The sequence below is a fragment of the Spirosoma sp. KUDC1026 genome (assembly GCF_013375035.1).
Taxonomy (GTDB): Bacteria; Bacteroidota; Bacteroidia; order Cytophagales; family Spirosomataceae; genus Spirosoma.
The window spans coordinates 2,577,305-2,601,042 of the sequence record NZ_CP056032.1 but is presented as its reverse complement, the minus strand read 5'-3'; the positions used below and the strand labels follow the sequence as shown (position 1 = coordinate 2,601,042).

The window sequence follows — 23,738 nt, the reverse complement described above, 5'->3', positions numbered from 1 at the left end:
CCTACTCGAAACTACCAACTAGATTACTACCAATAGGTTATCTGCCGCAAAATACTACGTTCTCAGCTGTCATAAATTCATCTGAGCAAGTACCTTTAAGTTTTTAAGCGCTATCAGATCTAACTCATGCGGTGGCTTATCCTTTTACTGTTGAGTCCAATTCTCACTTCAGGGCAGGCAGTTTTCTCGATTCGCCACCTCACTACCCACGATGGACTGTCGCAGGGTTCCTGTTATTATATTCTGAAAGATTCGCGCGGTTTCGTCTGGATGAGCAGCCAGAATGGCCTGAATCGCTTTGATGGCAGCCACTTCGCAGTATACCGGTTCGATGAGCAGGACTCCACGACAATTGGCAAGGGTGAAGTCCGGGGCCTGGTCGAAACGCCACAGGGCGATCTATGGGTAGGTACCGAAGAGTGCCTTAGTCAGTACATCCGCCGAACGAATTCCTTCCGACGTTTTTACGCGACCAATGCAAAAGGCCAGCGGATTCCGAGTTTACAGGCCCCTTTTTACGCCGACGATTCGACGGTCTGGTACGGCAGCAACTACGAAGGCGTGGTCAGACTGAATTTTCGAACCGGTCGGAAAACCAGTATCGAACCGACGATAAAACCCAAATTCAGTATTGCCCTCCAGTGGATCATTCACCAGCCCGAGCAGCATACGCTGACGTATCTGTTACCCTCCGGATTAGTTCAGTATGATTATAAGACGCGCCAGTCCCGATCATTTTTCACCGGTAGCCCAGCCGATCAATTAGTTAAATCATCGACCACGGTTACGCTCCCTAAACAACAGACCTTTCAATGCCTTTTCAAGAGTCGTCGTACGGGACACTACTGCCTGGCGGGGTCACAGGGCGTTTTGGAGTTTGATCAGCACCTCACCCAACTGGTGCGTTACCACCCCCTCCCCCTCGACCGGAATAGTTACCGCATAGCCAGTGTCGACGAAGACCAGCAGGGGAACTGGTGGCTGGGCGTAGAGGGCGCCGGTTTGTGGCAGTATTCGCCCCACCAGCAAAAAGTATTGCAAACGATCTCTCCCGGTAACGGACAAGTGACAGCAACTTCGCTCCTGACGAATCAGATTGCCCGTGTCTATGTCGATGATCTGGGACTGGTCTGGGTAAACGCGGACCCGTTCGGGGTCGACATTCTCTACCCCACTTCCCGTACGGTCTCTACCATTTCGGACAACCCCTTCAACGTTTCTGACCTGAATACCCACCCGATCCGGGGTTTGTGCGAAGACCGGCAAGGCTACCTCTGGATCGGCACCACCGATGGGGGTATTCGTCGATATGAACCCAGAACGGGCATTTTTAAAGCTTACCTGGCGGATAAAGGCGTCAGAAACCAGGGAAACGTACGACAGATCACCATGACCCGCGACGGGCGGCTTTTGGTTACCAGCCTACAGGGGTTACTGCAATACAGCCCGGAGCAGGATCGATTCATCGAATTACCCGATCCACTCTGTAAGGATGAGGATTGTCAGTATAATCGTGGCATCTGCGAACTACCCGACGGGCATTTCGTGCTGGCTTCCTACGGCGGGCTCTTCCTGCTCAATGCAGCCCTGAAGCAACTTAGCCGGTTTGACTCAGGTAATACGTACTTCGGGACTTTGTACTTCGATCCAGCCACCAGTTTGCTCTACGCGTCCCGGCGCGATCAGGATCTGGTCGTGTATAAATACGAACCAGGCCGGTTGAGCCAGCAATACGTAACACTGGCGGGATATAATATCATGGCCGTCCATCCCGACCCGAGTCGGCACTGCCTGTGGCTCTGCAGCGACCGTGGTCTGGTTCAGTTCGATCCCAAAACCCGCCGGGTATTACGTACCTATACTGTACATGATGGCCTCCCCGATGACGTAGTCTATAACCTCCTGCCCGATAAACAGGGAATTTTCTGGTTGAGCACGAACAATGGTCTGGCTAAGTTCTCCCCCGATAGGCAAGTGATCCGGCCTGTGGTGGCAACCAAAGGCCGCGAGTATAATAGCGTAGCTGCCCTCAGCAGCCGACGGGGAATCTTTTATTTCGGAGGTGTGCACGGGCTGGATTATTTTTCACCGGAGCTGCTGACCAGCGATCAGGCAGTAACTCCGGTGCGTATCGTTGATTTTCGGGTAAACGATCAGCCCTATAAAAATGGAGCGGTTCCGGGCGAGACGAAGCAGATCACGCTTGACTACAACCAGCGAACAATCTCCATTAGTCTCGCGGCTCTGGATTATTACAGCAATGGGCAGAACCAGCTATTCTACAAATTATCGGGCGTTAATCCCGACTGGGTTCCGCTCAGCGAAGGAAACGTAGTTCGTTACGCCAATCTACCGCCGGACACCTATACGTTTCAGGCCCGGGCGCTCGATGCCTACGGCCGGTTTACGCCTGCTACGCACTTTCAGATTCTTATAGAGCCGCCGTTCTGGCAGCGGTGGTGGTTCTGGGCATTGCTGCTCCTGCTGCTGTTAGGTACGGTTGCCTTTGGCGTCAATTACTACGACCGTAAAGAGCTGGCGCAGCAGCAGCAACTCCTGCAAAATACGCTCGCTACGCAGGAAGACGAACGTAAACGTATTGCGCGCGATCTGCACGACGATGTGGGCAATACGCTGGCAGCCGCCAAGGGGATTCTGGAACGTGCGCAGACACAGGTCAGTGAACCAGCCGAGCTGGCGAACGTGACCCACGCTTATTCGCTCGTTGATAAAGCCAGCAGTGACCTGCGTACCATTACGCACGATCTGATGCCCGTTGAGTTCGACAAATATTCGCTGTCGGATGTCGTCGCCCAGCGGGTCGACGAGGTCAATCGGTCGGGAAAAATCTATTTTGAGTTTATCCTCTTCGGCACCGTCAGGCGACTCACGCCCGAACGGGAACTGGTTGCTTACCGGATCATTGCCGAGCTGATGCAGAACGCCCAGAAACACGCAGGCACTGGAATTGCTTATATCCAGTTAGGGTATCACGCCCGGGAACTGATGATTGAAGTACAGACACCCCTTGGTGGTGAACCAATTATTACACAAGCTACAGTTACCACACCGGCGGGAATTGGTCAAAAAAATATAACCTACAGAGCCGAGTACCTGCAGGCTGAGCTGACCATCGACAGCAATGCTGACAGTTACACGGTAGTACTCAATATTCCATACGATGCAACCAGTACCGCTCCCGATCCGCATTCTGATCATTGACGACCATCGTCTATTCAACGATGGGCTGCGGCTGATGCTCAATGAAGCGCCCGATATTGAGGTGGTCGGGCAGATTTATTATAGCCGCGAGGCTATGAAGCAGATTACCGAACTGCGTCCCGATGTTCTGGTGATTGACTTTAACATGCCCGAACTGGATGGGCTTGCCCTGACCCGTCAGATCACCGCCGAATTTGCGGATCAGGGCATCCTGATTCTGAGCATGTACGGTGAGCAACGGTACATTGATGATTTTAAGCGAGCGGGCGCTTTGGGGTATATGCTGAAAACAGCCACCCGTTCGGAGTTACTGACCGCCATACGCGCCGTGGCAATACGCCAGCCTTATTTCGACCCAAAACTGTCGGATTTAAAGCAGTATGCCAATCATACTGATGACGTATTCCTGCGTAAGCACCGCTTGACCCCGCGCGAGGTGGACATTATTCGGCTATTGAAGGAGGGGTTTACCAGCATACAAATTGCTGAACGGCTGAATTTGAGCGCGCACACGATCGATACCCACCGGAAGAACATTCACGCAAAACTGGGTATTAGCACTATTGCCGAGCTGGTTCGTTTTGCGATAGAGGCCGGTATTTGATTATATCCACTCAATATACCCGGATCCGGGTATTGTCGTCCTCGCTTTTTGGGTGAAACTTTGTCATGCTTCTCTCCACACTACTGCCTCTTCGAGGCAACGAAAGCCGATTGCTCTGACCTGGTCTGGCAATCGGCTTTTCGTTTTAGTTAAATCTCAGAAATACAGGCTATTCGCAACACGAAATGTATTGCAGTGTGCTTCGACGATGTCAACTAGCCGGGGCGAATAACCGCCCCCCATCGACACGGTGATTGGCAGATCATATTTTCTCGCCTGCTCAAATACGAACGTATCCCGCTGAAGGCACCCTTCCCGACTTACAGACATTTTTCCCAGTCGGTCTGACCCCAGAATGTCGACACCCGATACAAAAAACAAAAAGTCCGGTGCTTCCCGCCGGATTAGGCCGGGCAGCGTATCATATAACGTATTGAGATAAACTTCATCCGCCGTCCCCGTAGCCAGCTCTATGTCCAGATCCGACTGCTCTTTTTTCAGCGGGTAGTTATCCTTGCCGTGCATACTGAACGTAAACACCCGCGGTTCCTGCTGAAACATAACGGCAGTTCCATTGCCCTGGTGCACATCCAGATCGATGACCAGGATCCGTTTCGACTGACCCGTTTCGAGCAGATAATGAGCAGCGACGCCCACGTCGTTGAGCATACAGAAACCTTCGCCCCGATCCGGAAAGGCGTGATGTGTCCCGCCCGCTACATTCATGGCAACGCCGTCCTGACGGGCCTTCCGGGTGCAGTCGATGGTGCCCTGCGTAATGATCCACTCCCGATGAATAAGCTCGGCTGTTAACGGAAAGCCGATCCGGCGCATCATGGCGGGGTCGATTGTGCGGGTTTTAAGCTGGTGAACGTACTCCGCCGTGTGGACACCCAGCACCCAGTGGTCATCGACGGGGGCGGGATGGAAGAAATTAGCTTCCGAGCAGGTCCCTTCGTAAAGCAACTGCTCGTAAATCAACTCGTATTTCAGCATCGGAAACCGATGGCCTTCCGGTAATCGAAGCCGGTATTCCGGCGAAAACGCAATCTGAAGCATGGAGCAAGCAAAGTCCGTTCGATAAAGTTACGGCTTACCTAACCTGATAACGAAGGCTTGTGTTAGTATTTGCTGTTTTTTGCGCGATTATATAGCCTGCTCAATCGTATGAAAACCGCAATTATTACCGGAGGTGGCCAGGGCATCGGCCGCGTCACGGCGCATTACCTCCTGACCCATGGGTTCCGGGTCGCCATCTGGGAATCGGACAAAGAAGCGCTTGCCGAAGCAAAGAAAACTTTCGACGCTACCCCCGGTCAGCTTCTTTTTGTAGCCTGCGACGTCTCCAGCGAGGCCGATGTTCAGCAAGCCGTTGAACAGACTGTCGGCCACTTTGGGCAGCTTGACGTCCTGATCAACAACGCAGCCGTTATGGACGAAAAGCCTCTCGAAGAGTTTACATTCGACGACTGGAGCCATGGCATTGGCGTTAACCTGACGGGTTCCTTTTTATGCGCTAAATACACGGCTCCGTACCTGAAAGATCAGCAGGGCTGCATCATTAATATGTGTTCGACCCGGGCGTTCCAGTCCGAGCCCAATACGTTTGCTTACTCGGCTTCCAAAGGAGGGATTTTTGCTCTGACGCATTCGCTCGCCATGAGCCTGGGCCCCGATATTCGGGTCAACTGCATTAGCCCCGGCTGGATCGACGTATCGGCCTTTAAGAAAAAGGGCAAACCCGAAGAACTTCGCCCCGAAGATCATGAGCAACATCCCGCCGGCCGGGTAGGTCAGCCGGACGACATTGCCCGTGTGATTTTATTCCTGACCGCACCGGAAAATAACTTCATTACCGGTCAGAACTTTACCGTTGACGGGGGCATGACCCGCAAAATGATTTACGTCTAAATTAGAAACATCGTCTCTTTCCAACTGGTTTATACACTACGTTTAATATCCCCATAACATGAATATTGATTTTGCTGCTGCTCCGGAAGCAGCTCCGCTGGAAATTATTGATCTACAGGTTACCACCAAGCGACTGGCCGATAAGTCGCTGCTTTCCGTTCATTTTTTCTTCCGGAAAGATCGCAAAGACCGGCGTTACCAGATGCCGCCTTTATCGTGGTTTGATGCAGGTCAGTTTCAGCGTTTTTCGGAAGAGCTGGCAGCCGCCAACTACCCGGATACAGTACAGGTTGATTTGGTCGACGCGGGTATTCGCCTGACGGGCTACGTACGCCGGCTGGCTGGTCGATGGAACGCAGGTCGTACGATTCAGGTAGAACCGCTGCCAACGGCCGAGAACCAATTCAAGCCATTTTCGCTCTATGCGTCGCACAATGACGTAAAGACGCACGCTCAAAAACTTTACAGCCGTTTATGGGAAGTATTTACTCGCGGATAAACTAAATCCTAGTATCAAATTTTAATCACTCAACATTATGGAAAGCACTAATCAGGATGCCATGCTTAATCAGAACACGCCAACGTACCGCCCCGAAACCGGTGGACCGGCGCAAACGCCTGATGAAAGCATCATGATCAACGAAGATTACAACCCCACCGATCTGTCAGGGGATGCCCATACGGTACCAACAACGCCAACCGACGAAGCCGAGAAACGGGCGAATATGGATGGCACGGGTGCCGTTTCCGACAGCCCCAACATGCAAGCCGATACCGATAACTACGGTAACGGCGACGCGTTGGGTAATAACGACGGCACGGAGCCTGACCCCGAGTTAAGCGATAACGCATAACTGAAGGGTTCTGTATAAACTAAAAGCCTTCCGGTCAGACCGGAAGGCTTTTAGTTTATACACGATTTGCCTACGCTTACACGCCCAGTGGTCCGCCCGCCGTTACGTCCATCTGCGGATCAACGATCGGCTCCCGGCTGGCGTGGTGGCTACCCGGATGGTTATCTTCATCTTTAGCCCGGCGATTCACGAAGGTTTCGGCCAGCGCCGTTAACTTGTGATCGGCTGCTTTTTCCTCTTCCAGCGTTTTAGCCAGCAGCTCGGCCGACTGATCAAAACCCAGTACGTCAGCCAGCGTCAGCAGCGAGCCGTAGGTTGCAATCTCGTAATGTTCGATTTTTTGCGCGGCAATAATCAGACCGGCATCCCGCGTCAGCGAGCCGGTTTCAGTAGTCGATATCAGTGACTCTGCGTCATCAATCAGGCCATTGATCGCAGCCGTAGTGTGCTCACTGGTGGCAATGCTGATAATCCGGAAGATTTCTTCCAGCCGTTCTACCTGCACCCGGCTTTCTTCCTGATGTTGCAGAAAGGCGTTACGTACTTCGTCGGTCGTACTGGCATCGGCCTGCTCACCCAGCGCGTCAACGATCTTTTTTTCGACGTAGTAAATGCTTTTCAGCTCACTAATAAATAAATCTCTTAGTCCTTCGTCCGAGGACGAATCATTGCCGCTGAAAAAATCGGCAATTCGATCAGTTAAGGATGCCATAACGTGTCTTGTTTATAGTTGTTTACTGCTAACGGGACGTGACAACAAGAAGAACTTATGCCACGACTCCCCGCCTGAAATACAACCATACAGACACTTTTAATGTTGTCGACTTTACTGGATAAATCGTCCGAATAGCTTTCAGAACCGGACGTAGTATGCTGATCAGTATTGATCTGGGCTTAAGCGAAACCACCTATTAGTTCTAGTAACGCTCGTACTCAAATCGAACCTCACCTGTTGACGAAGTGGCTTTCGTTGGCAAACCTTGTGTATTATACTCGTACGTGGTAATTGATTCTATATCAGGCCGACCCACATCAGCAAGGACAGATTTGATCACGTTGTTGCGGCTAGAACGCTGTACTTCCGTTATCCCGGGACCGATTAATCCGTAAAGTGGATTCAGCTTGTCGTCAAACTGATAGGTAGCAGTAGTTTCATAGCAACGTCCACAGTTAGAGACTTTCTCTGTTACTATATTATCTCCTAGATAAGCATACGATGACGAACGAACATCTTGTCCGCCTAAAATAGGACCGGTGTTGTACTGCCCTAAAGGCTTACTTTGCCCATCTAACGTATAATTATAAATACGCCGAGTGAATTCACGGTCTGGCAAATATCGTCCGGCCAATGCAACTAAAGTATTACTGATAATTCTAAGCGCAGTAGGCGAGTCATAGATGAACTCATTACGTTCGCCTTCGTAGTTCGTGTAGCCATTTACAACACTGATTACGGGACCAGCATTGATGTACGTCGCGACTTGTCCCCGAATATTATAAGTAAAGCTCCCTTTAAAATTACCGTACGTAAATCCTGATTCGCGGCCCAAACTATCGTAAGAAAATTCAGTGGTGCCAGGGAAATTAGCATACGTACTGATAGAACGTTTGAGCCGTAAGCGATTGGGAGCCAGCTCCCCTTGACGGTGATCAGTACAAGCACCAAAGACGGCACTCAGCCCAACAAGAAGTATAAGAGACTTGATAAAATTGGTTGACATAATGGAATGGTTAATCATGTTCGGCCCAAAGTACATAAACTCATACGACCTTTGCATCATCCATTTGATAACTTTCCCTGCCACTCCCAACCACTTAACTATCTAATTTTCATTACCTAATATTCACTTAGCAGTACTAAAATGAATAGCACCAAAAACACAAATGCCTGCAAATCAAAAATTTACAGGCATTTGATAAGTGACCACGGGGAGACTCGAACTCCCATGCCGTGAAGCACCACCCCCTCAAGATGGCGTGTCTACCAGTTTCACCACGTGGCCAAGAGTGTTTTTGCGGGTGCAAACATAGTCATTTGCGTTCCTTATCACAAATTCGAGCGCTAATCTTTTTTTCCTTTTCCTCGAAAAAATGCCCGAAACCAGGCATTTTTTCGTACTTTTATCTTTCCAAATCAATGACAAAAGACCACTAGATTATGGCACTGGAATTAGTCGGAAAACTTATAAAAGTATTGCCCGAAGTTACGGGACAAGGTAAGAATGGCCCCTGGAACAAGCAGGATTTCGTGATCGAAACCATGGACAGCCAATACCCTAAAAAGGTATGTATGACCGCCTGGGGCGAAAAAGCCAACGACCTGAAACAGTTTGCGGATGGCGATACGCTCAAGGCGACGTTCAGTGCCGAATCGCGGGAATACAACGAACGCTGGTACACCGAACTCCGGGCCTTCCGGATCGAAGCTACCGACGATAATGGCGGTGTCGGCTATAGCGCTCCGGCTCGGCCTGCGCAACAGCCTCAGTCGCGCCCAGCTGCCCAGAGCCAGCCATCGGGTGCGCAGCAGTTCAACTCTGCCTTTGACGACGAAAGCAATGATCTGCCGTTCTAAACCGAACGATATTAAACGAGAAAAGCCGCTGATTAGCGGCTTTTTTTGTGATCCGGCTGGGATTCGAACCCAGGACCCATACATTAAAAGTGTATTGCTCTACCAGCTGAGCTACCAGATCGATTAACGTGCTACCTTTATATGATGAAAAGCGCTTTCGTTAATTGTGGTGCAAAAGTATAGCCTTGTTTTTATCAATGCAAGCATTCACCCTTAAAATAAGTCTATTTTTTTTGTTTCTGTTCGGTAGCTCTCCCCTTCGGGCAGCCTCGCCAACGTTGATCAGCCAGGCCGATTCGCTGTTTGCCACTGGCGATCAGGCCCGTGCCGCGCAGCTGTACGAAAAGGTGCTGGCCGCTGGCTACGAAGCAACCAATACCATGTTGCTGAAATTAGCCAGTGCTTATGAACAGCAGGATAATATCCCCCGCCTGCTTTATTTCCTGCAGGTCTATCTGGACCGACAGCCCGACGATGCTGTGCTGCACAAAATGAACGACATTGCCAGAAACAACAACCTGGCGGGTTACGAAACTGACGACCTCAACTATTTTTTCCTGTTTTACCGAAAGTACGGCGTTTACATTCTTGTTTTTCTGCTTTTACCGGCTGGCTACGTGTTCACTGTACTCATCCTAAAAGGACTCCGCCGTCAGCCCGCGCCACTGCGTCAGAAATGGGTTTTGTTCTTTTACCTGCTGGTGCTGCTGGCCTTTGTGAACTTACCCGCCAACGTTCAGTCCGGCATCACGAATACCGACCGGGTTATCATTCGCACAGCCCCCTCAGCCGCGGCACCCGTCGTTGACGTCATTGGGCAGGGGCATAAAGTCAATATTCTGGGTAGCCGGGATGTGTATCTTAGGGTACTGTGGCACAACAAGTTATACTTTATCCGGCGCGATAACCTCTGGGTCATCTAGGCTGTTACCGGATTAGCGTTACTGGGCCTTTAAAGGTTCGCTTGTCAGTTCGGATCAGGTAATAGTAGGTACCAACCGGCGTATCGGTGCCGTACCAGCGAAATTTCGGGTCGGTGGACGTAAAAATGACTTTGCCCCAACGATTAGAAACTTCCACTGACCTGAACTGTTCCGCACAGACGTTATCCGGTAGGTCTTTCACACCGAAATAATCATTGATGCCATCCCCGTTGGGCGTAAATACGTTCGGTACGGTGATTTCGGCGCTGACGGACGGATCACGCAGTCGGAATATAACGGTCGTGGTATCGGTATGTTTCGGCTGGCAGGACCGATCATCCACCACAAAATCGACGACAAACGAGGCTTCTGACTGGCCATTCATCAGCGCGCAGGTAGGTTTCCAGGCAAAGGCCGATTGAAGCGTTGGGCGGCCGGTTTTGTTCGTGAATGTCATGCCCAGTGCCTTCATATCGAAACCACGGCCGATTCCCGAGAGCAGTAAGGTGTCCCGGTCGGGATCGTTGCCCAGCACGTCGAATACCGAGCGTCCTGACGAATCGTTCGGACTGACAACCAGATCGACGACCGGCCCGCTCAGCGTTGTACGGATGCTGGGCGGTTGACTGGGCAGTCCGTCGGCACGTAGTGTTACGGTAATGGTGTCGCTGAGGTTTCGACTACAGCGAGCATCGGTTACGATAAAATCCACTAGGTAGCTCGACTGCGTGGCCTGCGCGCAGGTGGGCTTCCAGGTAAACGGTTGCGACACACGCCCCACCCCTACCGCGTTTCCGAAACTCATACCGGCCTGCGCCAGCGTAAACCCGCGCCCTACGGCCCGTAACGTGATGTTGTCATTGTCCATATCGGTACCGAAGGCCGTAAACGACATGGACGTACCAACCGTAGCCCGTCCCTGGCCATTTGTCAGGTTTGTACTTGCTTTTGGCTTGTTATTGACCGAGGGAATGATATTCAGCCGGATCGTTAACGTATCACTCAGCCCCTGCGGACACCCGTCGTCCGTTACGCGCACCATCAGCGTAACGGGTCGGCCATCGCCCACGCAACGGCCGAAGCAAAATTTCGTTTGTAGCGTGTCATTCGCTGTTCGGGTCAGCAGTTCGCCGGGAGCCAGGGTCAGGTTAGGCAGCGAACCACTCATGTTAATGACCCGAATTCGCTGATTCGCGTTCGGGTCGGTCATGTACAGGTTCAGACAGTTGGTATCTTTTTCGGCCATGGTCAGGACCGTTCCTTCCTGATAAAAACTCTTGGCTCCATCGGCCTTAAGCAGCAGTTTCGGCGGATCATTACGGGGGCAGTCAATGACGTTTAACTGGAAATCCCGACGTACCAGCCCAATCTGTTTACCCCGCCGGAACTCACGCACCTCCACTGAAAACACGAAAAGCCCCTCCCGATCGGCGGTTACCTGTAACAGTCCGGTACGCGCGTTGACCCGTAACGGAACCGAGCCCGGGATCTGGTTCGATTCAGAAATACCGTTTATCCACTGAATCGGGCGGTACGGGCCCGGATCGGTAATAGGGAGATCGGCCTGACCGGTCCGCGTGTTCGTGCTGAAGCCGTTATAGGGTGTTAGCAGTTGATACGTCAGGCTGTCACCATCCGGGTCTTTGGCGCTGAAATCGAACGTGAACGGCCGGTTGACGCAGATGTAGTCGCCCTTGGCTACGCTGAATACGGGCGACGAGTTGTTGATGGCCGTTGTTCCCGACCATAGCGCCGGAAATTCCAGGTAAAAGACAGACCCGGCCTCGCCCGGCTTTAGGATGTTGGTGATCGTCCCATTCCGGCAGCAGCGCTCCCAGCTCATGTAATAGCCATCGGGGTCGCTGAACGCCTGCCCCAGCGTAACATCAAGACCGTACCGGATTAACCGCGTCTCGACCCGGGCCGCAGTGGCACAGGTTGGGTTAGTATATTGCACCCACTCGGTGCTCAGGCGGAGCAGCATCAAAGACCCGATATACAAGTTATCGCGTTTTCTGTATATGCCAACATACGAATATGGATCGTCCGACCGGGGATCGCCGTTAATATTGTCGAAGTAAAGATTAAGGTTAACCCGGTGCGTATAGATGCCGGTTGAGCTCAATTTCTGCAGTTCCAGCTCCCCGCCAACGATATGCGTGGCGTGAACAAACGGGACTTCTGCCAGCAGCAGACCCACCGTCAACACCATCAACCACAAGTTCCGGTACAGTTTCTCCATATAGAGTTTATTTCAGAAATAAGGCTATCCAAAAATAGCTGTCTAAATTAGCGTTTTTTTTAGAGACTCATGCGCAGAAGAAGTCATAAAGCCCCCGAACGTTTATACGCGGTTTCGATCGATGCCGTGGCAGCCGAGGGGAAGTGTATTGTCCGCACCGACGAGGGCGTCATTTTTGTAGAAAACCCAACGGGCGGCCCCGGCGTAGCACCGGGCGATGTTGTGGATCTGCGAATTACGAATAAGAAAAAACAATACCGTGAAGCCGTTGCCGAGCAGGTTCTTGAACGTTCAGCCGTTCGCGCCGATCCATTCTGTGAGCACTTTGGCACCTGTGGCGGCTGCAAGTGGCAGCACATCCGCTACGAGGAGCAGCTGCGGTTCAAGCACCAGCAGGTGCTCGATCATCTGAGCCGGATTGGTAAAGTAGCCCTGCCCGATTTTCACCCCATCATGGCCGCCGAGCCGACCCGCTATTACCGGAATAAGCTTGAATACACCTGCGCCGAAGGCCGCTGGCTGACCTCCGCCGAAGTGCATACGGGCGAAGCGATGGACCCACGCGCGGTTGGTTTTCACATTCCAGGGCGTTTCGACAAGGTACTGCCCATTCACCAGTGTTATCTGCAGCCTGATCCCTCCAACGCGATCCGATTGGCGGTGGCGGAGTACGCGCGGGTGAATGACGTCAGTATGTACAATCTGAAACACCACACGGGCTTTCTTCGTACGCTAATTATCCGGACGGCTTCGTCGGGACAGCTGATGGTTACGGTTCAGGTGGCGCAGGATCAACCGGAGATGTTGACTGCGTTGCTGGGCTTTCTGCAGACAAACTTCCCCGAGATTACGTCGCTGAACTACATCATCAATACCAAGAAAAACGACAGTTACCAGGATCAGGAAGTCATCAACTGGGCCGGAAATCCGTACATCGAGGAAATCATGGACGATGGCAGTGGTAAACCACTGGTGTTCCGCGTTGGGCCGAAATCATTTTATCAGACCAACGCTCAGCAGGCGTTCAATCTCTACAAAGTTACCCGCGACTGGGCGGGCCTGACCGGTAACGAACGAGTGTATGACCTCTACACCGGAACCGGCACAATTGCTTTATTCGTGGCCCGCCGGGCGCAGCACGTAGTGGGTGTTGAGTACGTTGAAGCGTCGGTGGCCGATGCGCGGATCAATGCGCAGGTAAACGACATTCATAATACGACCTTTGTGGCTGGCGATATGCGTAACATTCTCGTTGACTCGTTCTTCGATCAGCACGGCCGCCCCGATGTAGTTATCACCGATCCACCCCGCGCCGGCATGGATGAGGAAGTAACCCGCCAGCTCCTGAAAGCGGGTCCACAACGGATTGTGTACGTCAGCTGCAATACGGCGACTCAAGCCCGCGACCTGGGTATTCTTGACGAGGGGTACAGCGTGGCAAGCGTCCAGCCCGTCGACATGTTCCCCCATACGCACCACGTCGAGAACGTAGTGCTGCTCCAGAAACGATAAGTTTTTTTGACAGGATTACAGGACCTTATGGATAATCCTGTAATCCTGTCAAACCTACCCTGCAGTTTTAAAAGCTGATGTAAGGTGTCAGTTTCTCGATGGTTTTCGCGTCCAGCAGCCGGATCGGCTTCAGGGCGTCGGCAGAGGTGTAAGCGCCATGCTGTTCCCGGTAGCTCACGATAGTCTGCGCCTGCCGACGCGATAGAAAGGGGAACCGGTCGAGTTCTTCGGCACTGGCCGTATTGATCGCCACCTTCCGGGCCGCTGTCTGAATTTTACCGAACTTAGTTAATTCCCCCAACGCCAGCGAGTCCAGGCCATACACTTCCCGAAACTGTTCGGTCGAGTAGAATCCGCCCAGGGCATCGCGGTATTTAACAATCCGGCTGGCTAACGTAACACCAATGCCTTTCAGGGCAATCAACTGAGCCGTGTCGGCAGTGTTGATGTCGAAGGGTTGAAGGGCAGGCTTAACGTAGCGTTCCGTGTAGGCGGGTCGATTAGCAACCCGTTCTTCGTCCCTATCGAACGCTGGCCGACGGCCCGTGTGAGCGTTTCCGTAATCGGCCGGTGATGCCGATTTCAGCGTGATGTACGGCTCCAGTTGGTCATACAGTTCAGCGGGGAAATCATAAATCTTGAGCAGATCTTCTTTCCGGCGAAAAGTACCGCCTTTGTTTCGGTATTTCTCGATACGTTCGGCCATCCAGCGCGGCAGGCCCAGTTGCTGCCAGTCGGCTACGCTGGCCGTGTTCGGATCAAAGGCGAAAAGTTTAGGTTCGCTGAACCGTTCGGTGGTTGTTTTCTCCTGCTCACGGGCGCCGAAAGCGGGTTGTTTTGCCTCCTCCGTTTTCATCAACGCGACCAAGCTATCCAGCTTGCGCTGATCGGTCAGCGACGTGTCGGCGGGCTCTGAAGTCACCAGAAACCGGTACGCGAACGGAATCAGCAGACAGAAAACAATGAGCAGGAGTAAGACGAGAAAGCCACGCACCTCCCGGTGCGACAGGCCAAAATAGTCGCGTACCAGCGATTGAAAACGAGAAAGCATTTGATTTTGAGGATGTAGTTACGGTTGGCCGGTAAACTACATCCGGCTTCTTCATCTGTCAACTAATCACCATAATTCGTTACGTTACATTTCGTAAGCGGTAGAAAAAGCAGGAGTCGGACAAAAATGCCCGACTCCTGTTCTCTACTAATTATATGTGTTCTATCAGGCTTTATAAAAGAGCCATTTCGATAATTCACGGTACGTAATCTTTTTGCCGTACATCAGAATACCAACGCGGTAAATACGTCCTGCCAGCCAGATGGTTCCTACAAAGCCCAGCACCAGCAAGAGCATCGACAGTGCTAACTCCCAGACGGGTACACCAAACGGAATCCGAACCATCATCACGATGGGCGACGTCAGCGGGACCATCGACGTCCAAAACGCCAGCGGTCCGTCGGGGTCGCGCACGACAAACTGCGAGAAAGCAATGGCGGCAATGATCGGAATTGTAATCGGAAACATAAACTGCTGGGTCTCCGTCTCGTTATCGACGGCCGCCCCTACCGCCCCAAACAGGGCACTGTAAAGCAGGTACCCACCTAAGAAATAGAACAGAAAGCAGCCAACGATCAACGGCACGTTGAGGGTTTCGACCGCCTGAAAGAAGTCGGCAATGGGGTTGTCGGCCGTCGCCAGCTTCTGCTGTACGTCAGCCTGCCCGGGCATGCCACCCATCCGGGTCGCCATGGCTGACTGGGCAGACTGGGTTTGCCCCATCAACTGCGACCCGACAGTCATCAGGCCAACGGTCAGCACAATCCAGAGCAAAAACTGTGTCAGGCCCACCAGAGCAACCCCGATAATTTTGCCCATCATCAGCTGAAATGGCTTCACCGACGAAATGATGACCTCTACAATCCGGTTGCTTTTTTCCTCCATAACTCCCCGCATCACCTGTGTACCGTAAATCAGCACCGAGATATAAATCAACATAGCGCAGACGCCCCCAATAATAGTCGTTGCCGTAGCGTTGCTGTTCCGTTCGCCCTCAGCGCTCATGCTGATCGTCTGTGCGTCGACGTTGATCTTGGCGTCTTCGATAATCTTCTGCGTAATACCGGCTTCCCGCAGTTTGATCTGCTCGATTTCTTTTGAAATAGCCCGCTCAATCTTGTTCTGCAGTGATAAACTCACGCTTTTTTCGGCGAAGATCTGTACGGACTTAGGCTTTTCGATCACGTTCGCCGGGATGTAGACCAGCGCGTCGAAGCCGTCTTTCACGAATGTTTTCTTAGCCGACGGCAGCGGATTTTTCGGGTATGTATAGATCGTTTCGTCATCGTTTTTGAACTGATTGACGAACCGGCCGCTTTCGTCCAGCACGGCTACTTTCTTCTGATTGACGGAGCTGATGGCGGCCCAAAAGATCGTCGCGTAAAAACCGAAAATCAACAGCGGCCCCAGAATCGTCATAATAATGAACGACTTCTTCCGTACCCGGACCAGATATTCGCGTTTGATAATAAGAAAAATTGTTCTCATTGTGAGGAGCCGGATAGACCGGTTTGATTGGGTTTAGGTAGTAGGCACTTCGCCAACGGCTTGAATGAAAATGTCATTCATGCTCGGAATATTCTCACCAAACGAACGAATGGCTACCCGGTCGAGCAGGTGCCGGATCAGGTCGTTGACGGCCGCGTCAGCGGGAATGCGAATGTCGGAACGTAAGAACGTTGGGTCTTCTGTTGGTACGGTTTTTAGCACCTCGAAGGCTGGCGGGAGCATCGCCAGTGAGCCTTGGTATTCAACGTGATACGTGTGCGTTTTGAACTGCTCCTTAATTGTGCGCTTGGGTCCGTCCAGTACTTTGTGAGATCGGTTGATGAGCGCGATGTGATCGCAGAGTTCCTCAACAGACTCCATGCGGTGGGTTGAGAAAATAATCGTTTTCCCCTTGGCGCGGAGTTCCAGAATCTCGTCTTTGATCAGGTTGGCGTTGATCGGGTCAAAGCCGGAAAAAGGTTCGTCCAGAATCACCAGATCAGGCTCGTGCATCACCGTGGCCACGAACTGCACCTTCTGCTGCATCCCCTTCGACAGGTCTTCGACGTTTTTCGACCACCAGGTCTTGATGTCGAATTTGACAAACCAGATTTTCAGTTTGTCCATCGCCTGTTTTTCGGTCAGCCCTTTCAACTGCGCCAGATAGAGCAGTTGCTCCCCAACTTTCATTTTCTTGTATAGCCCTCGCTCTTCGGGCAGGTAGCCAATACGCTTGATATGACCGGGATTCAGACGTTCGCCCGCCAGCAAAACATCGCCCGAATCAGGAGCGGTGATCTGGTTAATAATCCGGATAAGCGACGTTTTACCGGCACCGTTGGGACCAAGCAAACCAAAAATACTGCCCTGCGGTACGGACAGGCTCACATTGTCCAGCGCCCGGTGCTCGGCATACTGTTTGACAATGTGATGCGTTTCAAGAATATTCATTCTAGAGAGGTGTTAGTTTGAGCGTTTAGGCGAGCCCAAACCTACGGGTTTTGTTGGTGTCGTGCCAACCAAATTTCGGATGAGCAGCCCCCGGCGTCCATAAATGGCAAAAAGCCATGACAGGTTGGCCATGGCTTTTTTGTTTGTTCGTTCTTTAGAGCTTGCTACGTCAGACAACTGCATCTTCCGTCTCGACGGGCTCGGTCCGGAACTCGCCTTCCCACTTGGAAATAACGCAGGTAGCCACGGCATTACCAGCTACGCTGGTTGCACTACGTCCCATGTCGAGCACCTGGTCAATCCCCAGCAGCAACGCCAGCCCTTCGATCGGCAGGTTGAACATCGACATCGTACCGGCAATGATCACCAGTGAAGCCCGGGGAACGCCCGCTACACCTTTCGAGGTAATCATCAGTGTTAGCATCATGGTTATCTGCTGCTCAAAGCTGAGTGGTACGTGGTAGGCCTGGGCGATGAACGCCGTAGCGAAGGTCATGTACAGCATCGAACCATCGAGGTTGAACGAATACCCCAGCGGCAGTACAAAAGAGATAATCCGCTCCGAACAGCCAAAACGGCGTAACGCTTCAATCGTCTGGGGAAACGACGCTTCGGAACTGGCGGTGCTGAACGACAGGACTACCGCGTCCTTAATCTCCCGAAGTAAGGCCATGTAAGGGATTCCAACTACCAGACAAATGGCTGACAGAACGGCGAACAAAAAGAAAAGCAGACCACCGAAGAAGCAGAGAATCAGGTACGCGTAGCCAGTCAGGATACCGAGTCCCTGCTGCGCTACCACGGCTGCAATAGCACCTAGTACGCCAAATGGAGCAAAACCCATGACGTAGCTGGTCACTTTGAACATCACGTGCGACAGGGCGTCCAGCGCTTTAATCATGACTTTTCCCTGGGCGCCGATAGCGCCAACGGCCACCCCGAAGAAAATACTAAAAACGACGATCTGAAGAATTTCGTTAGTAGCCAGTGATTCGGCAAAGCTGGTCGGGAAAATGTGCGCAATGAAGTTTTCGAAGGACATTTTCTTGACTTCGATACCCGTGTCGGTGCCAGCGGCTGGAAGCGGCAGACTCATGACCTCACCGGGTTTCATGATGTTGACAACCAGCAAACCAACGATGAGTGACAGAATGGTGGCGAAGTAGAAATACGCCAATGTTTTCAGGCCAATACGACCCACGGCTCCAAAATCGCCGAGTTTAGCAATCCCAACAACAAGCGTTGAAAACACCAGCGGTCCAATAATCATTTTGATCAGCCGCAAAAAGATCTTGGACAGGATGTTCAGATCGGTCCCGGAAAAGCCCGAGTCGGTAGCCGGAAAAAAGTATCCGATGAGGATACCGAGCACCATGCCCAGGAAAATTCGAGTTGTCAGGTTGGGAAGTTTCATGCAGTCAGATTAAGTGACGGTACTGACAAAAGTAACGTAAAGTGATCACTTCAAAAAGCACCCTCCTGCAGACTTGCTGTACTGTCCACACGACCTCTGGCAAAATATAGTGCTGGCCCAAACTGCTCAGGCGTTCGTCTGGCCCATCAAACAGAGCAAGAAATCACGAGTCTATCAGCGAATTTTCCCCGATCTGGCTGGCCAGGTTGTTCCAGCATACCAACCCGGCTGCTCTCGCCTTTAGGTATTTCCAGTTTATCTCCGCAGAAGTAAGCTAAAATCCTTTTTTCAAGAGACTTCGTCACTTAGCTGCTCCACACGTATAGTCCCCGATGAATCAAAAAACGAAAGTTCCTACCCCCACTATCCTTCGACCCATACCTCACACTCCTCCCCGTACCATTACTTTTTTACGTGTTGCTAGTCTATAGGAAACCTGTTCGTATTTTTACTTAAATATTCGACGGTAAACTGGCTTGCGGTACGCAAACAGCAGCCACATAATCGGGTAGAACAGGAAATCGGCGAGCAAGAAGGGAGTGCGGAAGTGAATATCGTCCACGATGACGGTGGTGCCCGATGGGTCGCGTAACAGCCGGTGCCGATGGTGCCAGCGGGCCAGAAAAAAGGGCAAACGAACACCCTGGTCGACAAAGTAAATTTCGGAATCGGTTGTTTGCTGATCAACGATTTGGCTCACCCAATCCTGTCGAAAAAGAAGAAAGTTAAGTTCTATCTGCACAATATCGCCCTGCTGACAACCATCAAACCGCTTCACCTTAACGGGCGGAAACGGTGGATTAAGCTGGCCGAACAACGTCCGGTCGAAACCCGCCCAGACAACAGGAAGCGGTTGGTTAACCTTTGTTTTTAGAACGAGATGCATAGGAAAGGCGGCTTGCGAACGAATGAAATAAATGCATAGGTCAATAAGAGAGACAACTATTGAACGCTTCCTATGTTCCTGCTCAGGTACATGGCGGACGCAGTATGTGAGACAGGTCAGCCGGTTTGTTGGCCTGCTTGCTCTTGTCTTCTCCTGCCAGATTACGCCGACTCTGGCAACTGTTCCCAGTCCTGAATACATTACTGTCCGCAATGGTCTACCCCAGGGGACGGTGAACGCGATCGTACAGGACCGGCAGGGATTTATCTGGATGGCCACCCGCGACGGACTCTGCCGGTACGATGGCACTCGGTTCCAGATTTTCACGCATGATCCGCAGCAGACCTCATCTATTTCGTTCAGCAGCATTTCCAGTATCAAAGAAGATCAGGTGGGGCAACTCTGGATACAAACCGAAACAAACAGCATTGATCGTTTTGATCCGGTCACGACCCAGGCCACGCGGGTGTCTAACTCAGTCGCCTTCCGGAAAGCACTGGACCGGGCCGCCATTGTTAGCATTCAGCCCGATCAGCAGGGGAATGTCTGGGTAGCCACACAAACGAACGGGTTTTTTCGGCTGCATCCAAATGGTCAGATCAGCCAGCATTTCTGGCCAGGCCAGGGAGATGTCGCCCAGCGGGTATTACATAAACTTCTGCTCGACAAACAGGGTGACCTCTGGCTGGCGGCCAACGATGGTCTGTTTCGGTACGAACCTAAATCGGGCAAGTTTACCGGCTACCGAATTGCACAGGGACTGCCGCAAAATAACGTATTGACCCTGCACGAGCGGGCCAATGGAGAACTCCTGCTGGGTTTCCCGACGCAGGTTGCCGTTTTTGACCCATCGTTGGGGCGGGTAAGACGGAACATCCCGCTTCCTGTCTCGTCCAGATCACCGATCGTTTTTACCCGAGACTCACAGGGGGTCGACTACGTCAATCAGTATAAGTACACCGATGAAGAGGGGCTCAGCCTGCTTCCAGCCGACCCAAAACTCGCTCGTTTTTCTATTCTCTCCCTCCTGGTTGACCGCTCTAACGTACGCTGGATTGGTCTGAACGGCGACGGTATCGTGAAGTATGACATGACGAAACGGCCGTTTGCGTCCTGGGCGTACGAAACGAACTTCCAGACGACCTGGCTCACACAGCAGTTTGGCGTTCCCATCAGTAGCATCCCCGTTGCGATTCGGCAACAGAATCCGTTCCTGACCCGGTACCAGTTTGACCGACAAAATACGCTCTGGATTGGCGGACCCGATACGCATCCCTATCGCTACAATGCCAGCCGAAAAACGTTTGAGCCGGTGAAGCCCGCCGGGATTGAAGCTCGCTGGTTAGCGAACAGTACGTTCCGGCTGACCATGCTGGCTTCCGACCCCCAGGGTGACATCTGGGGGCTGGTTGGCTCAGAAAACCAGGCCGTTGCTCGTTACAACCCCGATCGGCAAGCGTTTACTACGTTCCCGTTGCCCCTGCCTGCCAACAATCCGTACGTTGTGCAGGCAATGGTGGCCGACGGCGGCCGGATCTATCTGGCTACCAAAAACCATGGTTTGCTGCAGGCGGAGCTGTCTACCAAACGACTAAGCAACTGGTCAGCTACCGATGCTGGTGCGCGCTCACTACCCAGCAATGCGCTTCTGTGTCTGGCCCAGGACCCGGTAAAATATAATCACCTCTGGATCGGTACGTTTGGCGGAGGGCTCTGCCGTCTGGATAAACTCACGGGGCAAATTACCCGATTTGGCGTAAAAGAAGGGCTACCCGGCAACGTTATTTACGGTATTCGTCCCGACCGGAAAGGGAACCTCTGGCTCAGCACCAACCGGGGACTTTGCCGCTTTATGACCCAGACGTCGGCTTCCTGCACCTACACAGTTGATGATGGACTGCCGAGCGATGAGTTTAATCAGTTTCATGACATCGCCTTACCCGACGGTAAGCTGATTTTTGGCGGCCTTGACGGTTATACGAGTTTCCATCCGGAGCGTATTCAGGAAGATACCTTTGCTCCCAATGTTGTGCTGACAGGTCTGCACATCAACAATCAGCTGGTTCGGGCAACGAACCCGGATTCTCCCATCCGGGAAGATATCAATGCCGTTACGAACATTAGTCTGGCTCACTGGCAGAACTTTCTGGCTTTTGACTTTGCGGCCCTTCAGTTTAATCAACCCGGTAAAATCCAGTATCGCTACCGGCTCATTGGGCTTGATAAGGACTGGGTGTACGGCAGCAATTATCCGACGGCTACGTACACCAATTTGTCGCCTAATACCTACACATTCGTCGTCAACGCGTCTAATACATCCGGTATCTGGAGCCCGGTTACCCATAAACTGGCTATTGACCTCCATCCGCCTTTCTGGGCAACCTGGTGGGCATTTGCAGGCTACACCCTTCTGCTGATCGGTGCTATTTATCTCTACCTCCGCATCCGGCTGAACCGGATCCGACTCAGGAGTCAGATTGAACTGCGCGAGCAGGAAGCCCTGCAGCTCAAGAATCTGAACGAGGTTAAGAACCGCTTTTTCGCCAACATTACGCATGAATTTCGCACCCCGCTTACATTAATCCTGGCCCCGCTGGAGGAGGTGATGAACCAAATTGGCGACGAAACACACCGCAACCGGCTCCGCTTGGTTCACCGAAACGCCAATCGCCTTCTCCGGCTAATCAACGAACTCCTCGATCTGGCAAAACTGGACGCTGGAACTCTGGCCGTTACCAATACTGTCGGCAATCTACCGGAGTTCGTCGATCGGATTGTCCAGTCGTTTCAGGAAACTGCCCGACGACAGGCAATTGATTTATGGGTTCAAAACCAGCTTACCCATGAGCAGTACTGGTTTGATGCAAGCAAGCTGGACAAGATCCTCACCAACCTGGTTTCCAATGCACTGAAATTTACGGAAGCGGGCGGTTCCATCGCCGTAACACTGAGCAAAATTGCCTCGAATTCATCTCAAGAACCGTCTGGCCCTGTAGACGAACGAATTCTGTTACGTATTCAGGATACAGGCGTGGGAATTTCCGAAAAAGAACTGGTTCAAATCTTCAACCGATTTTATCAGGGTAAACCGGCCAGTGCGAACCATCCGGGCGGATCGGGTATCGGGCTGGCGCTGGTTAAGGAGCTAGTGGATGTGCTGCACGGGTCCATCCGCGTCGATAGCGTTCCCGGTACGGGCACTACTTTCTTTATTGAACTTCCATATCGTCCGGCGCAGTCCACGGATACTACGTCTCTTCCCTTGCCCGATGCGGTCCAGCCTCCGGTACCAAAGTCTGGTTCAGAAGCCAGCTTCAGTATTCTGCTCGTTGAGGACAACAACGATATTGCCGAGTACGTACAGAGTATTCTCAAAACCGACTGGTCGGTAAACCGGGTCACCAATGGACGAGAAGGTATGGAAGCGGCTCTCAGCACAGCGCCGGATCTGGTTATCAGCGACGTGTTGATGCCGGAAATGAACGGTTACGAGCTCTGTACTGCGCTCAAGGCAAACCCGGCTACCAGTCATATTCCTGTTATACTGCTAACGGCCCGCACCGCCGAAGAAAGTCGGCTGGAAGGGTTTCAGGCGGGGGCAGATGATTACATCGAAAAACCATTCCGGGCCGAGGAATTACGGAGTCGGGTTCTTAACCGACTGAATCAGCAGCAACGGGCGCAGCAATACTATCGGAGCCAGCTCCTGCGCGAAGGGCATTTACCCATTGTCGGTACTTCGCCGGAAGACGAGTTCGTAAATCGGATGTACGCCATTCTGGAAAATAAGCTCGACGATTCCAGCTTCGGGGTCGAGTCACTGGCGAGCGAACTGGGCATTAGTCGAATGCACCTGAACCGGAAAGTAAAGACCATGACGGGCATTACGCCTAACGAACTAATCCGCGTTGTCCGGCTGCACCGGGCAGCCGACTTGCTAATGACCGGGGCTCCTATTGCTGAAGTGGCCGACCGGGTTGGTTTCGATACCCCGGCTTATTTCTCCAAAGTCTTCAAGGACTATTACCGTATGACGCCCTCTGAATTTATCGAACAGCGTCGTCGGGAAATGGCTTGATCCTTCCCTTTTCATTTTTTAATGTAG

18 protein-coding genes and 2 tRNA genes are annotated in these 23,738 nt (G+C 52.2%); 9 read left to right on the top strand and 11 right to left on the bottom strand.

Translation table 11 applies throughout. The annotated features are described in order from the left end of the window. Positions 1-150 precede the first annotated feature (150 nt). Complete coding sequence (locus tag HU175_RS10955; protein ID WP_176566634.1) at positions 151-3,222, top strand: sensor histidine kinase; 3,072 nt, start codon at positions 151-153, stop codon at positions 3,220-3,222. Beyond that, positions 3,182-3,826 (top strand): response regulator, encoded by a 645-nt coding sequence (locus tag HU175_RS10950; RefSeq protein WP_176566633.1) that lies wholly within the window; start codon positions 3,182-3,184, stop codon positions 3,824-3,826. The genes HU175_RS10955 and HU175_RS10950 overlap by 41 nt, the downstream gene beginning before the upstream one ends. Before the next feature lie 156 nt (positions 3,827-3,982). Here the strand turns inward: HU175_RS10950 and HU175_RS10945 are convergent, their stop codons facing one another. After that, positions 3,983-4,885, bottom strand: coding sequence for a histone deacetylase (locus HU175_RS10945; RefSeq protein WP_176566632.1), 903 nt, complete (start codon positions 4,883-4,885; stop codon positions 3,983-3,985). A 108-nt stretch (positions 4,886-4,993) separates the two neighbouring features. On the opposite strand from HU175_RS10945, the gene HU175_RS10940 reads away from it, so the two are divergent. Genes HU175_RS10940 through HU175_RS10930 form a run of 3 tightly spaced genes read left to right on the top strand, consistent with a single transcriptional unit; the run spans position 4,994 to position 6,591 of the window. After that, positions 4,994-5,737, top strand: a complete 744-nt coding sequence (locus HU175_RS10940; protein ID WP_176566631.1) for an SDR family oxidoreductase — start codon at positions 4,994-4,996, stop codon at positions 5,735-5,737. Positions 5,738-5,795: 58 nt separating this feature from the next. Beyond that, positions 5,796-6,236 (top strand): hypothetical protein, encoded by a 441-nt coding sequence (locus tag HU175_RS10935; RefSeq protein WP_176566630.1) that lies wholly within the window; start codon positions 5,796-5,798, stop codon positions 6,234-6,236. A 37-nt stretch (positions 6,237-6,273) separates the two neighbouring features. Continuing rightward, positions 6,274-6,591, top strand: a complete 318-nt coding sequence (locus HU175_RS10930) for a hypothetical protein (RefSeq protein ID WP_176566629.1) — start codon at positions 6,274-6,276, stop codon at positions 6,589-6,591. A gap of 76 nt (positions 6,592-6,667) precedes the next feature. Here the strand turns inward: HU175_RS10930 and HU175_RS10925 are convergent, their stop codons facing one another. The 3 genes from HU175_RS10925 to HU175_RS10915 all read right to left on the bottom strand — a co-directional run bounded on the left by HU175_RS10925 (position 6,668) and on the right by HU175_RS10915 (position 8,594). Beyond that, on the bottom strand, positions 6,668-7,303 hold the full coding sequence (locus tag HU175_RS10925) for a ferritin-like domain-containing protein (protein WP_176566628.1): 636 nt from the start codon (positions 7,301-7,303) through the stop codon (positions 6,668-6,670). 205 nt (positions 7,304-7,508) lie between these two features. Further along, complete coding sequence (locus tag HU175_RS10920; RefSeq protein WP_176566627.1) at positions 7,509-8,312, bottom strand: hypothetical protein; 804 nt, start codon at positions 8,310-8,312, stop codon at positions 7,509-7,511. Positions 8,313-8,512: 200 nt separating this feature from the next. Next, positions 8,513-8,594: transfer RNA gene (locus tag HU175_RS10915), tRNA-Leu, on the bottom strand. Positions 8,595-8,749: 155 nt separating this feature from the next. Here HU175_RS10915 and HU175_RS10910 point away from each other — a divergent pair. After that, positions 8,750-9,166: a DUF3127 domain-containing protein gene (locus HU175_RS10910; protein ID WP_176566626.1), complete on the top strand. Its 417-nt coding sequence runs from the start codon at positions 8,750-8,752 to the stop codon at positions 9,164-9,166. A gap of 48 nt (positions 9,167-9,214) precedes the next feature. On the opposite strand, the gene HU175_RS10905 is transcribed toward HU175_RS10910, so the two are convergent. Then, positions 9,215-9,287: transfer RNA gene (locus tag HU175_RS10905), tRNA-Lys, on the bottom strand. A gap of 76 nt (positions 9,288-9,363) precedes the next feature. Between HU175_RS10905 and HU175_RS10900 the strand changes: the two genes are divergently transcribed. Next, positions 9,364-10,089, top strand: a complete 726-nt coding sequence (locus HU175_RS10900; protein WP_176566625.1) for an SH3 domain-containing protein — start codon at positions 9,364-9,366, stop codon at positions 10,087-10,089. A 4-nt stretch (positions 10,090-10,093) separates the two neighbouring features. Here the strand turns inward: HU175_RS10900 and HU175_RS10895 are convergent, their stop codons facing one another. Then, on the bottom strand, positions 10,094-12,331 hold the full coding sequence (locus tag HU175_RS10895; RefSeq protein ID WP_176566624.1) for a gliding motility-associated C-terminal domain-containing protein: 2,238 nt from the start codon (positions 12,329-12,331) through the stop codon (positions 10,094-10,096). Positions 12,332-12,400: 69 nt separating this feature from the next. Between HU175_RS10895 and rlmD the strand changes: the two genes are divergently transcribed. After that, positions 12,401-13,843, top strand: coding sequence for a 23S rRNA (uracil(1939)-C(5))-methyltransferase RlmD (rlmD, locus tag HU175_RS10890; RefSeq protein WP_176566623.1), 1,443 nt, complete (start codon positions 12,401-12,403; stop codon positions 13,841-13,843). Positions 13,844-13,910: 67 nt separating this feature from the next. Here rlmD and HU175_RS10885 read toward each other — a convergent pair whose 3' ends face one another. The 5 genes from HU175_RS10885 to HU175_RS10865 all read right to left on the bottom strand — a co-directional run bounded on the left by HU175_RS10885 (position 13,911) and on the right by HU175_RS10865 (position 19,633). Then, positions 13,911-14,894 carry a helix-hairpin-helix domain-containing protein gene (locus tag HU175_RS10885; protein WP_176566622.1) on the bottom strand — a complete coding sequence of 328 codons (984 nt, stop codon included), beginning with the start codon at positions 14,892-14,894 and terminating at the stop codon, positions 13,911-13,913. A 165-nt stretch (positions 14,895-15,059) separates the two neighbouring features. Then, on the bottom strand, positions 15,060-16,382 hold the full coding sequence (locus HU175_RS10880; RefSeq protein ID WP_176566621.1) for an ABC transporter permease: 1,323 nt from the start codon (positions 16,380-16,382) through the stop codon (positions 15,060-15,062). A 33-nt stretch (positions 16,383-16,415) separates the two neighbouring features. Next, complete coding sequence (locus HU175_RS10875; RefSeq protein WP_176566620.1) at positions 16,416-17,333, bottom strand: ABC transporter ATP-binding protein; 918 nt, start codon at positions 17,331-17,333, stop codon at positions 16,416-16,418. A gap of 169 nt (positions 17,334-17,502) precedes the next feature. Then, a complete protein-coding gene (locus HU175_RS10870) occupies positions 17,503-18,747 on the bottom strand; it encodes a dicarboxylate/amino acid:cation symporter (protein WP_176566619.1) in 1,245 nt (414 codons plus the stop codon). A 448-nt stretch (positions 18,748-19,195) separates the two neighbouring features. Beyond that, positions 19,196-19,633: an SRPBCC family protein gene (locus HU175_RS10865; protein ID WP_176566618.1), complete on the bottom strand. Its 438-nt coding sequence runs from the start codon at positions 19,631-19,633 to the stop codon at positions 19,196-19,198. Between the two features lie 106 nt (positions 19,634-19,739). On the opposite strand from HU175_RS10865, the gene HU175_RS10860 reads away from it, so the two are divergent. Then, positions 19,740-23,711 carry a hybrid sensor histidine kinase/response regulator transcription factor gene (locus HU175_RS10860; protein WP_228724395.1) on the top strand — a complete coding sequence of 1,324 codons (3,972 nt, stop codon included), beginning with the start codon at positions 19,740-19,742 and terminating at the stop codon, positions 23,709-23,711. Positions 23,712-23,738 lie beyond the last annotated feature (27 nt).